Origin of the sequence: Mycobacterium sp. IS-1590, assembly GCF_001500025.1 — a bacterium.
Classification (GTDB): Bacteria; Actinomycetota; Actinomycetes; order Mycobacteriales; family Mycobacteriaceae; genus Mycobacterium.
The window spans coordinates 20273-32897 of the sequence record NZ_LQIW01000024.1 but is presented as its reverse complement, the minus strand read 5'-3'; the positions used below and the strand labels follow the sequence as shown (position 1 = coordinate 32897).

Here is a 12625-nt window from a genome sequence, read left to right as displayed (position 1 = left end):
GTGAAGCTCTCCCATTGCGCGGTCAGCGCCAACTGCTCAGAGGTGCTCAAGGTGTCGAACGACTCGGCGACCAGCGCAGACAGCTGCTCAGCCATCCCCGCGATCACTTCGCTCATACGTTCGAATCCCACACTGCAACGCTAACCCCACCCACCGACAAACCAGCCCCGCCTGTGACCCCTGAAACCAAAGAGACACAAGTGAATTCGCGCGACATCGTGAGCCACGGAGCCGGCAAGTGCAGAGAAGCGGCAAAGCAGGAGTGCCGAGAAGGGTTTGAGCCACGCACTACACAACGTAAATTATGTGGCGATGGGCATACTGGGACGAAAGACCGGGGACCTGCGCGTCTACCTCGGCGCGGCGCCCGGTGTCGGCAAGACCTATTCGATGCTCGCCGAGGCACACCGGCGTCTCGAGCGCGGAACCGACGTGGTTGTAGCGGTGGTCGACACACACGGTCGACGCAAGGTCGGCCAGCAACTCGCGGGCATCGAGGTGATCCCTGCGCGTGTGACCGAGGGCGGTGACCAGGAGATCGACGTGGCCGCGATCATGCAGCGTCGGCCCAAGGTCGTGCTCGTCGACGACCTCGCCCACACCAACGCCCCGGGCAGCAAGAACACGAAGCGTTGGCAGGACGTGGAGGAACTGCTCAACGCCGGCATCACGGTGATCACCACCGTCAACATCCAGAATCTGGAGAGCGTGTCCGACCTCGCCGCCCAAATCACCGGAGTCGAGGAACCCGACCGCATCCCCGACGAGGTGGTGCGCGCGGCCGACCAGATCGAGTTGGTCGACATCACACCGGAAGCGTTGCGGCGCAGGCTCGCTCACGGCAACGTGTACCCGCCTGAGCGTGTCGACGCGGCGCTGTCGAACTACTTCCGACCCGAAAACCTCACGGCCCTGAGGCAATTGACTCTGCTGTGGCTCGCCGATCAGGTGGACGCCGCGCTGGCCAAATACCGATCCGACAAGAAGATCAGCGACCGGTGGGCGCCCCGCGAACGCGTGGTGGTCGGGGTGACGGGCGGCCCCGAGTCCGAGGTCCTGGTGCGACGGGCGTCGCGAATCGCCTCCCGTTCGGGGGCCGACCTGCGAGTGGTGCACATCGTCGACGGCGGTGGTCTCACCGCGATCTCCGATCAGCAGAAGAAGGCCGTGCGTGACCTGGCCGCCAGCTTGGGCGCCACCATGCACACTGTGGTGGGTGACGACGTCGCCGCCACTCTGATCGCCTACGCGCACGACATCAACGCGACGCAGTTGGTGGTCGGAACATCGCGACGTTCGCGGCTGTCGCGCATGTTCGACGAGGGCATCAGCGAAGCCGTCGTCCAGCAGGCCGGCGGCCTGGACGTGCACATGGTCAGCCACGACCAGGCCAGCACCGGCCTCTCGTGGTCCCGGCTCTCGCCACGCCAGCGCCGACTCACCTCGTGGCTTGTCGCCATCGCGATCCCGGTCGCGGTCTGCGCGCTGACGTTGCTGCTGCCCGAGCGGTTCCTGCGCATCGGTGGCCCGGGTGCGCTGTTCTTCATCGGGGTGCTCGGCACCGCGTTGCTCGGCGGGCTCGCGCCGGCCGTCACGGCCGCTGCCCTGTCCGGTGCGCTGATCGCCTACTTCCTGGTGGCTCCGGCGAACGCGTTCTCCGTCCGTGACACCGACGGCTTCATGGCGACGGTGGTGATGCTGGTGGTGTCCGTCGCCGTCGCCGCACTCGTCGATCGGACCTCGAGACGGGCGAGAGAAGCGCGGCGAGCCAGCCAGGAAGCCGCGCTGCTGGCGCTGTTCGCCGACGGCGTACTCAACGATGCGGACCTCGACAGCCTGTTGGAGCGGGTCCGCGAAACGTACTCCCAGCGTGCCGTGAGCATCGTTCGGAGCCAGACCGGTGAAGTGCTCGCCCACGCCGGCACCGACCCGTGCGCCGACGTCGACGATGCCGACACTCCGGTCGAGATCGGCGACGACGAGTACTGGATGCTGCTGTCCGGGCCGGCGTTGACGACGCGCGACCGCCGCGTTCTCAGCGGCGTCGGGAAGCAGGCCGTCAACCTGGTCAGGCAACGAGAACTGGCCGAGGCGAACAAGGCAGAGGTCGTCGGTCAGGCGGACAAACTGCAACAGGCGCTGCTCACCGCGGTCAGCGACGACCTGCGCACCCCGCTGGCGGCCGCCAGGGCGGCCACCTCCCGGATCCGCAACAGCGACGTCGACTTCTCCACCGACAACACCGCCGAACTCCTGGCGACGGTGGAGGAGTCCGTCGACCAGCTGACCACGCTGGTGGCCAACCTGCTGGACTCGGCACGCCTGGCCGCCGGCGCGGTCCGGCCGCAGATGGTCCGCGTCGAACTGGAACAGGTCGTACAACGTGCGCTGCTCGGAATCCGGGCGGACACAGACGAAATCACCCGACCGGGCAGTGAACGGGTGAAGGTCGAGATCGACTGTCACGCGGCCCTGGCCGACAGCGAACTGCTCGAGCGCGTGTTGGCCAACCTGATCGACAACTCCCTGCGCTACGCCGACGGCAGCCTCGTGCGGGTGACCGCGGGCCAGGTGGGTGACCGGGTTCTCATCGCCGTCGTCGACGAGGGCCCGGGCATCCCGCGGGGTAGCGAACAGCAGGCGTTCGCCCCCTTCCAGCGGCTCGGCGACGACGACTCGATCGGCATCGGGCTCGGGCTGTCCGTTGCCTCCGGATTTGTCGAGGCGATGGGCGGCACGGTCTCGGCTTCCGACACCCCCGGCGGCGGCCTGACCGTCGAAATCGACCTGCCCGCCGCACCGAACTAGGCCGTCTCCTCCGCCAACCGGATGAGCGCCGCGCGCACCAGATCGGGTCGCTCGTCGACGATGAAGTGACTGGCGTCGACCATCTCGACGCGATAGTCGTCGGCATTGGCGGTTTCGGCGGCCGCCCACGACGGGTGCACCGCCGCATCGCCCACTCCGAACAGCGCGCGGATCGGTACCGTCGCCCGTCGCGTCTCAGGGTTACGCGCGCTGCCCGCCAGTTCTTTGGTGAGAAAGGTCCGATACGTGTCACGCGCGGCCCTGGCGCACACCGGGTCACGGAAGCGGTCCGCGAAGACGCGGACGTCGGTCGCCGACATGTTCGAGCCGATGCCGAAGATCATCGACTCGATGAACGGCGTGCGGCGTTGCACCAGCACACCGGCCGTCGCGATCGGGATCTGGTAGGCGAAGCGCCATAACCGGGGCAGTACATCGCGCGTCGACAACCACGGGTGGGCCATATTGCACGCCAGAAAGCCCTCGAATCGCTCCGGTGCTCGCAGGATCATCAGATACCCGACGAAGGCGCCCCAGTCGTGCGCCAGCAGCAGCACACGATCGAGGCCCAACTCATCCATGAGCGCGAGCACGTCCGAGGCGACATCCTCCTTGGCCCACCGGTGCGGCGCAGGACCCGACCAGCCGTAACCCGGCAGGTCCGGCGCGATGATGCGCAGGCCCGCGGGTGGATCCGCCAAGAGGTCGCGGTACACCCAGTGATGCTGCGGCCACCCGTGAAGGGCCAATACCGGGCGCCCGTCGGCGGGGCCGGCCTCGGTGACGTGGAAGCGCACACCGCGGGCGGTGACGTGAGAACGGCGCGCTCCTTCGATCGGCGGAGGAGCAGAAGCCATAACGCGACTATAGGAACTGCCGTCGCGCTACCGTGCCCGTATGGCCGGTTACCGAGCGTTGTTCGACGCCAGCATCGCTGATCCAGAAGGCTTCTGGGCCGATGCCGCACGTGCGGTGACGTGGACCCGCGAACCGAAAGAGATCCTCGACGACTCCAACCCGCCGTTCTACCGGTGGTTCGCCGACGGCGAGCTGAACACCTGCTTCAACGCGCTCGACAGACATGTCGACGACGGCCGGGGCGATCAGCCCGCACTCATCTACGACTCACCGGTCACCGGGACACAACGCACGTACACCTTCAGCGAATTGCGCGATGCGACAGCGAAGTTCGCCGGCGGGCTGCGCGGTCTCGGTGTCGAAAAGGGCGACCGCGTGGTGATCTACATGCCCATGATCCCCGAGGCGGTGATCGCCATGCTGGCGTGTGCGCGTCTGGGGGCGATCCACTCGGTCGTGTTCGGCGGGTTCGCCGCACACGAGCTCGCGGCGCGCATCGACGACGCGCGACCCGAGGTCGTCGTCTCCGCATCCTGCGGTATCGAACCGTCGCGCACCGTCGCCTACAAGCCGATGCTGGACGCCGCCATCGAGATGTCCGAGCACCCACCGCGAAACTGCGTCATCGTGCAGCGCGACCGGCAGCGTTGCGAGATGGCTCCGGAGCGCGATCTGGACTGGGAGGACGTGGTGGCCGCGGCGCCCGTCGACCCCGTTCCGGTAGCCGCAACCGATCCGCTGTATGTGCTGTACACATCCGGGACCACGGGTAAGCCCAAAGGCATCGTGCGCGACAACGGCGGGCATGCGGTGGCGCTGCTGTGGAGCATGCGCAACATCTACGACATCGAACCCGGCGAAGTCTTCTGGGCCGCATCCGATGTCGGCTGGGTGGTGGGTCATTCGTACATCGTGTACGGACCGCTGCTGCTGGGCGCGACGACGGTGCTCTACGAGGGCAAGCCGATCGGCACGCCGGATCCGGGCGCGTTCTGGCGGGTCGCGTCCGAGCACGGCGTCAAGGCCTTGTTCACCGCGCCGACGGCCGTGCGCGCGATCCGCAAGGAGGATCCCGACGGCGAGCACATCGGCCGCTACGACCTGTCGAAGATGAAGTACCTCTTCCAGGCCGGCGAGCGGCTTGACCCGGACACCTACGAGTGGTCGGCGCAGAAACTCCGCATCCCCGTCGTCGACCACTGGTGGCAGACGGAGACCGGGTGGGCGATCGCAGCCAATCCGATGGGTCTGGAACCCATGCCGATCAAACCCGGATCGCCGACCGTCCCGATGCCCGGCTACGACGTGCAGATTCTGCATGCCGACGGCTCCTCCTGCGCCGCCAACGACGAGGGCGACATCTGCATCCGGCTACCCCTCCCGCCGGGCACCCTGCCCACGCTGTGGGGTGACGACGAGCGGTACAAGAAGTCGTACTTGTCCGAGCATCCCGGCTACTACCTCACGGGCGACGGCGGCTATCTCGATGAGGACGGCTACCTCTTCGTGATGGGCCGCATCGACGACGTCATCAATGTTGCGGGCCACCGGTTGTCGACCGGATCCATCGAGGCCGTGCTCGCGACCCACCCGGCGGTCGCGGAGTGCGCCGTGATCGGGGTCCGCGACGAGATCAAGGGACAGGTGCCGCGTGGCTTCGTGGTGCTCAAGTCGGGCGCATCGGCCGACGGGCTCGCCGAGGAGCTCATCCGGCTGGTGCGCGAAGACATCGGCGCCGTAGCGTGTTTCAAGCTCGTCGACGTGGTGCCGGCGCTGCCGAAGACCAGGTCCGGCAAGATCCTGCGCAAGACGATGCGGGGCATCGCCCACGGGCGTGACGAACCGCTGCCGTCGACGATCGAAGACCCCGCGGTGATCGAAGCGCTCAAGCCGATCCTGAAGAACTGAGCCGCTCCGGCCACGCTCGTATCGGCCTATATTCGTTGTTGAGTCCGTGCTTGCCCGACGCGGGCCGGCTCTCAACCAGAGGATGTGATTCGCGATGCGTACATCTGCGGTCAAGGCCAAGAGCGGCTGTACCTGCCACTGCCACAAGTGCGATCAGGGTCATCACTGCGGGAACCCGCCGAACTGCTACATCAAGAAATAGGCCGTCCCGCAATCGGCCGTGCCGGACAGAGTCGGCTCGGATTCGCTCGCAGAACTGAGCCGCGGTCCCGTCGCGGCCAGATCGCCAGGCCACGTTTGCATCGACTTTCGCCGGGTAGCCATCGCTGACTTCGACGAAAGGAACGACGATGGTCAGCAGTCATCCGCCGGGCCGGACGGCCGTGACGCGCTACGGCGCACCCGTGCAGAAGGCAGCACTCGCCGTGGGCGCAACGTTCTTGCTGGTCGGCATCCTGGGCTTCATTCCGGGTATCACGACGAACTACGACTCGATGACGTTCGCCGGTCATCACTCCGGAGCCATGCTGCTCGGGATCTTCAACGTCTCGATCCTGCACAACATCGTGCACCTGCTGTTCGGTGTGGCTGGTGTCCTGATGGCCCGCACGTTCGATGCGGCCCGCATCTACCTGATCGGCGGCGGCATCATCTACCTGCTGCTATTCGTGTACGGGTTGGTCATCGACCACGACAGCGCGGCGAACTTCGTGCCGCTGAACACCGCGGACAACTGGCTTCATCTGGTGCTCGGGGCGGCCATGATCGCGCTGGGCGTGCTGCTGTCGCGCCGCGTCATCGACGCGAACACCCCGTTCAACCGGAACGCCCGGTAGACGCCGACGCCGTCTGCGCCGGTTAACGTCCGCGCCGGCGGGGTATCACCTGCGAGTCCGTCAATAACGGTTTCAGGCGGAGGCGAGGGATGGCGACGACACCGAAGTACATGGCGGTGCAGGGCGCGGCGCTGATCGTGGGCGCCGCCCTGATCGTCCTCGGCGCCCTCGGCTTCGTTCCCGGCGTCACCCAGGACTACGACCGGCTGGCGTGGGCCGATCACCAGTCCGGCGCCAGCCTCGTCGGCATGATCGCGGTGTCCGGGCTGGGCAACGTGGTCAACCTGGTGATCGGCATCCTCGGCCTGGTCATGGCGCGCACGTATGCCGCCGCGCGGGCATACTTCCTCGGCGCGTCGCTGGTCTACTTCGCGTTGTGCGCATACGGATTCGCCGTGGCCGACGCGTTCGGCTGGATGTGGTTCGGCCTGGGCCTCGTCATGTTGATCCTCGGATTGACCCTCGCCGGTCAGCATGACCCGACCAAGCGTCGCAGAAGGATTCGCGCCTAGGCTGATGCGATGCTCACCGCATTGCTCTGGGGTGGCGTTGCGGCATCCTCGTTGGTCATCGGTGCGCTCGCCGGGATCGGACGCGACTGGAACACGCGGCTGATCGGGTGGGTCCTCGGCTTCGGCGCCGGGGCGTTGGTGGCCAGCATCTCGTTCGAACTGGCCGAAGAGGGCTTCCGCGTCGGCGGGGCCGTTGCGGTGGCGCTGGGTCTGGCGATCGGCGGCGTCGCGTTCTTCCTCGCCGACAAGGGGGTCGCGCGAATCGGCGGTCGCGGCGGAGGCGCCGCCGGTCTGCCGCTCGCATTGGGTGCGCTGCTCGACGGCATACCCGAGCAGGCGGTACTGGGGATTGGGATCGCCGGTGGTGGCGCGGTGAGCGTGTCGCTGCTCGTGGCGATCTTCGTCTCAAACCTGCCAGAGGCGATCGGATCGGCCAGCGACTTGAAGGCGGCGGGCACGCCACGACAGCGGATTGTGCTGGGCTGGGTGGCGGTCGCGCTGCTGTGCATGGTCGCCACACTGGCCGGTTACCAGTTCCAGGAAGTCGCAGGCGACCAATTACAAGGCGGAATAGACGGTTTCGCCGCCGGCGCCCTGTTGGTGATGCTTGTGACATCGATGATCCCCGAAGCCACCGAGAAGGCTCGCGATCAGGCGGGGCTGGCCGCGGTGCTGGGTTTCGCCGTTGCCGCCGGCCTGTCCCTGAGTAGCTAGGCCGTTTGTACTCCGTTGCGCCGCAGCGCTTCACCCGAAAGCCACGCGGACGCCTGTGACACGTGGTTGTCTGAATGAGTGAGCACGGCGACTACGCCGCACACCGGCGCGCGGCAGGGCATCAATCTAGCGCTGGCCACCTGGGTCTCGGCCATCAACTTCTGGGCTTGGAACATGATCGGCCCGCTGTCGACGACCTACGCGGGCGAGTTGTCCCTGAGCAGTTCAGAAGCCTCGATGCTGGTGGCCACGCCGATTCTGGTGGGGGCGCTCGGACGGATCGTCGTGGGTTCGCTGACCGACCGGTTCGGCGGGCGCGCGTTGTTCATCGCGATCTCCCTCATCTCGATCGTGCCGGTGCTGGCGGTCGGCGCCGCGGGCTCGGCCGGGTCGTATCCCATGCTGCTGGTCTGCGGGTTCTTCCTCGGTATCGCGGGCACGATCTTCGCCGTCGGTATTCCGTTCGCGAACAACTGGTACGACCCCTCGCGCCGCGGGTTCGCCACCGGGGTCTTCGGGATGGGGATGGTGGGCACCGCGCTCTCGGCGTTCTTCACGCCCCGCTTCGTCGGCTGGTTCGGCCTGTTCCCCACTCATGTCATCATCGCGGTCGCGTTGGCGGTCACCGCGGTGTTGTGCATGCTGTTCATGCGTGATTCACCGGCCTTCACGCCCAATACCGACCGGGTGTTGCCCAAGCTGAAGGCGGCCGCGAAGCTTCGCGTCACCTGGGAGATGTCGTTCCTCTACGCGATCGTGTTCGGCGGGTTCGTGGCGTTCAGCAACTATCTGCCCACCTACATCAAGACGATCTACCATTTTTCGGCCGTCGACGCCGGCGCGCGCACGGCGGGCTTCGCACTGGCCGCCGTCCTCGCGCGTCCGGTCGGCGGGGCGCTGGCCGACCGCATCGCCCCGAAGTACGTCGTCCTGGGCTCCTTCGGCGGCACGGCGCTGATGGCGCTCATCGCGATGCTGCAGCCCCCGCCGGACGTGTGGTCGGCCGCCACCTTCATCGCGCTTGCGGTGTTTCTCGGTATCGGGACAGGTGGGGTCTTCGCCTGGGTAGCCCGCCGGTCACCGGCGAAGTCCGTCGGGTCGATCACCGGAATCGTCTCGGCCGCAGGTGGTTTGGGCGGCTACTTCCCGCCGCTGGTGATGGGCTCGACCTACGATCCGGTCGACAACGATTACTCGGTCGGGCTGATCCTGCTCGTGGTGACCGCGTTGGTCGCGTTCGCCTATACCGCCTTGCGGCTGCACGCTCATGAGCCGCAACCGAAGGAGGCGACACAGTGACGATCACTGGGCCACACATCGGGGGCCGGATCGAGGAGCTGCTCGAACGCAGCGGCCGGTTCTTCACTCCCGGTGAGGCTTCCGATGACGGACGCTCCATCCACCGCCGTGGCGGCCGCGAAGGTGACATCTTCTACCGCGACCGGTGGAGCCACGACAAGGTGGTCCGCTCCACGCACGGCGTCAACTGCACCGGGTCGTGCTCGTGGAAGATCTACGTCAAGGACGGCATCATCACCTGGGAGACCCAGGAGACCGACTACCCGTCGGTGGGGCCGGACCGGCCGGAGTACGAGCCGCGCGGCTGTCCGCGCGGTGCGGCGTTCTCCTGGTACACCTATTCGCCGACGCGGGTGCGTTACCCGTATGCGCGGGGCGAACTCGTCCGGATGTACCGCGAGGCGAAGTCGCGTGTGTCGGATCCGGTCTTCGCGTGGGCCGACATCCAGAACGACCCCGATCGTCGCCGACGCTACCAACGGGCAAGGGGCAAAGGTGGTTTGGTCCGGGTCAGTTGGGCCGAAGCCACCGAGATGATCGCGGCGGCCCACGTGCACGCGATCAAGCGGTACGGGCCGGATCGGATCGCCGGGTTCTCCCCCATTCCCGCGATGTCGATGGTGTCCTTCGCGGCCGGGTCGCGGTTCATCGAACTGCTCGGTGGGGTGATGACGTCGTTTTACGACTGGTACGCGGACCTTCCCGTGGCCTCCCCGCAGGTGTTCGGCGATCAGACCGACGTGCCGGAGTCGGGTGACTGGTGGGACGCCTCGTATCTCATGATGTGGGGTTCCAACGTGCCGGTCACCCGCACACCGGACGCCCACTGGATGACCGAGGTGCGCTATCGCGGCACGAAGGTCGTCAGCGTCAGCCCCGACTATGCCGACAACACCAAGTTCGCCGACGAGTGGATGCCGTGCGCCGCGGGCACCGACGGTGCGTTGGCCATGGCGATGGGTCACGTGGTCCTATCGGAATTTTTTGTCCGACAGCGTGTTCCGTTCTTCATCGACTACGTCCGCAAGTTCACCGATCTACCCTTCCTGGTCAAGCTCGAGGAGCGCGACGGCAGGCTCGTCCCCGGTAAGAACCTGACCGCGGCCGACCTCGGCGGTGAAGCCGCGGCACAGGAGAACGCGGCCTTCAAACCGGTGCTGCTCGACGCCGCGACCGACTCCGTCGCCGTGCCCCACGGCTCACTGGGTTTCCGCTTCGGCGACGACGGCGTCACCAAGTGGAACCTCGAGCTGGGTGACCTCGTACCGGCGTTGACGGTGCTGTTCACCGAAGCCGGTGAGACGGCCGAGATCGCACTACCGCGATTCGACACCTTCGACGGCCACGGCGAGGCGCTGATCCGCGGTGTGCCGGTGCGACGGGTCGGCGAACACCTGGTGTGCACGGTGTTCGATCTCATGCTGGCGCAGTACGGCGTGGCCCGGCCGGACCTCCCGGGGGACTGGCCCGCCGGCTACGAGGATCCGAAGCCGTACACCCCCGCCTGGCAGGAGTCGATCACCGGAGTGGCTGCGTCACAAGCCATTCGGATTGCCACCGAGTTCGCCCGTAACGCCGAGGAATCCGGTGGTCGGTCGATGATCATCATGGGTGCCGGCATATGCCAGTGGTTCCACGGCGACGCCACTTACCGGGCGGTGCTGGCGCTGGTGTTGCTCACCGGCGCGATGGGGCGCAACGGCGGCGGCTGGGCCCACTATGTCGGACAGGAGAAGTGCCGCCCGGTGACGGGATGGTCGGCGCTGGCCATGGCCACCGACTGGTCGCGGCCGCCGCGACAGATGCCGGGCACCTCGTACTGGTACGTCCACACCGATCAGTGGCGCTACGACGGCTACCGTGCCGATGCGCTGTCCAGCCCGCTGGGCCGCGGCCGGTTCCGGGACCGGCACACCATGGACGTGCTCGCCACGTCGACCGCGATGGGCTGGAGCCCGTTCTATCCGCAGTTCGACCGCTCGAGCCTCGACGTCGCCGACGAGGCCCGCGCCGCCGGTCAGGACATCTCCACCTACGTCACCGAGAAGCTCGCGCAAGGCGACCTCAAACTGGCCGTCACCGATCCGGACAACCCGGCGAACTGGCCTCGGGTGCTGTCGGTCTGGCGAGCCAACCTGCTGGGTTCCTCGAGCAAGGGCAACGAGTACTTCCTGCGCCATCTGCTGGGCACCGACTCGAACCTGCAGGCCGATCCGACGTCGGAAGCGTTGCGGCCCAACGACATTTCTTGGGACGACGACATTCCCGAGGGCAAGCTCGACATGCTGATGTCGATCGACTTCCGGATGACCTCGACGACGTTGCTGTCCGACGTGGTGCTGCCCGCGGCCACCTGGTACGAGAAGCACGACCTGTCCAGCACCGACATGCACCCCTACATACACGCGTTCAACCCCGCCGTGGACCCACCGTGGGAAACCCATTCCGACTTCGAGGCCTTCGGCGCGATCGCGCGGGTGTTCAGCGCGCTCGCGGCCAAGCATCTAGGGGTGCGGTCCGATGTCGTGCTCGGCGCGATGCAGCACGACACTCCCGGCGCGATGGCGTATCCCGGTGGCATCGAGAAGGATTGGCGCACCGACGGGAGCATTCCGGTTCCCGGTAAGACCATGGGCCCGATCGCCGTCGTCGAGCGTGACTATCCCGCGGTGGCCGAGAAGTGGGCGGCGCTGGGCCCGCTCGTCGAGAAGCTGGGGCTGACCACCAAGGGTGTGACCGTCCGACCCGACAAGGAGGTCGACGAACTGGCGGCCAAGTTCGGCGTGATGAACTCCGGTCGCGCAGAGGGACGTCCGGCGATCAACACCGCAGAACGGATGGCCGAGGCGATCCTGGCACTGTCGGGTACCAGCAACGGGCGGCTGGCCGTCGAGGGATTCCGCGAACTGGAACGTCGGACCGGGCGCCGGCTGGTCCATCTGGCCGGTGGTAGTGAGGAGCGCCGTATTACGTTCGCCGACACCCAGGCGCGGCCGGTCCCGGTGATCACCAGCCCGGAGTGGTCGGGCAGCGAAACCGGTGGGCGCCGCTATGCGCCGTTCACCGTCAACATCGAGGAACTCAAACCGTTTCACACGCTGACCGGCCGGATGCACTTCTACCTGGACCACGACTGGCTGGAGGAACTCGGCGAGCAGCTGCCGATTTACCGCCCGCCGCTGGACATGTCGCGGTTGTTCGGCGAGTCGGCGGTGGGCGACCACGACGGTGTGGCGCTGACGGTACGCTACCTCACCCCGCATTCGAAGTGGTCGATCCACTCGGAGTACCAGGACAACCTGTTCATGCTGTCGCTGTCGCGCGGCGGGCCGACGATGTGGATGAGCCCGGCCGATGCGGCGAAGATCTCGGTGCGCGACAACGACTGGGTCGAGGCGGTGAACCGCAACGGCGTGCTGGTGTGCCGGGCGATCGTGTCACACCGGATGCCCGAGGGCGTGGTGTTCGTCTACCACGTACAGGAGCGGGTGATCGACGTGCCACTCAGCGAGACCACCGGGAAGCGCGGCGGTATCCACAATTCGCTGACCCGCCTGCTGATCAAGCCGAGCCATCTGGCGGGCGGATACGCCCAGATGGCGTTCGCATTCAACTATCTCGGGCCGACCGGCAACCAGCGCGACGAGGTGACCGTCGTTCGGCGGCGCAACCAGGAGGTGGCGTACTGAT

At 66.9% G+C, this 12625-nt stretch carries 8 protein-coding genes; 7 read left to right on the top strand and 1 reads right to left on the bottom strand.

Annotated features, from left to right (window positions below; all coding sequences use genetic code 11):
* The first annotated feature begins 312 nt into the window (after positions 1 to 312).
* Complete coding sequence (locus AU197_RS16980) at positions 313 to 2808, top strand: sensor histidine kinase (RefSeq protein ID WP_064403875.1); 2496 nt, start codon at positions 313 to 315, stop codon at positions 2806 to 2808.
* Here AU197_RS16980 and AU197_RS16975 read toward each other — a convergent pair.
* The gene (locus tag AU197_RS16975) at positions 2805 to 3665 is read right to left on the bottom strand and encodes an alpha/beta fold hydrolase (RefSeq protein ID WP_064403874.1); all 861 of its coding nucleotides are present in this window, start codon (positions 3663 to 3665) and stop codon (positions 2805 to 2807) included. The two genes, AU197_RS16980 and AU197_RS16975, sit on opposite strands and share 4 nt — an antisense overlap.
* A gap of 40 nt (positions 3666 to 3705) precedes the next feature.
* On the opposite strand from AU197_RS16975, the gene AU197_RS16970 reads away from it, so the two are divergent.
* The 6 genes from AU197_RS16970 to AU197_RS16945 all read left to right on the top strand — a co-directional run bounded on the left by AU197_RS16970 (position 3706) and on the right by AU197_RS16945 (position 12624).
* Positions 3706 to 5574 carry a propionyl-CoA synthetase gene (locus tag AU197_RS16970; protein ID WP_064403873.1) on the top strand — a complete coding sequence of 623 codons (1869 nt, stop codon included), beginning with the start codon at positions 3706 to 3708 and terminating at the stop codon, positions 5572 to 5574.
* Between the two features lie 350 nt (positions 5575 to 5924).
* Positions 5925 to 6410 carry a DUF4383 domain-containing protein gene (locus tag AU197_RS16965; RefSeq protein ID WP_197415572.1) on the top strand — a complete coding sequence of 162 codons (486 nt, stop codon included), beginning with the start codon at positions 5925 to 5927 and terminating at the stop codon, positions 6408 to 6410.
* 89 nt (positions 6411 to 6499) lie between these two features.
* The gene (locus AU197_RS16960; protein ID WP_064403872.1) at positions 6500 to 6922 is read left to right on the top strand and encodes a DUF4383 domain-containing protein; all 423 of its coding nucleotides are present in this window, start codon (positions 6500 to 6502) and stop codon (positions 6920 to 6922) included.
* 9 nt (positions 6923 to 6931) lie between these two features.
* Complete coding sequence (locus AU197_RS16955) at positions 6932 to 7636, top strand: ZIP family metal transporter (RefSeq protein WP_064403871.1); 705 nt, start codon at positions 6932 to 6934, stop codon at positions 7634 to 7636.
* 78 nt (positions 7637 to 7714) lie between these two features.
* Positions 7715 to 8935: a nitrate/nitrite transporter gene (locus AU197_RS16950; protein ID WP_064403870.1), complete on the top strand. Its 1221-nt coding sequence runs from the start codon at positions 7715 to 7717 to the stop codon at positions 8933 to 8935.
* Positions 8932 to 12624, top strand: a complete 3693-nt coding sequence (locus AU197_RS16945; RefSeq protein WP_064403869.1) for a nitrate reductase subunit alpha — start codon at positions 8932 to 8934, stop codon at positions 12622 to 12624. The genes AU197_RS16950 and AU197_RS16945 overlap by 4 nt, the downstream gene beginning before the upstream one ends.
* Position 12625: the final 1 nt, after the last annotated feature.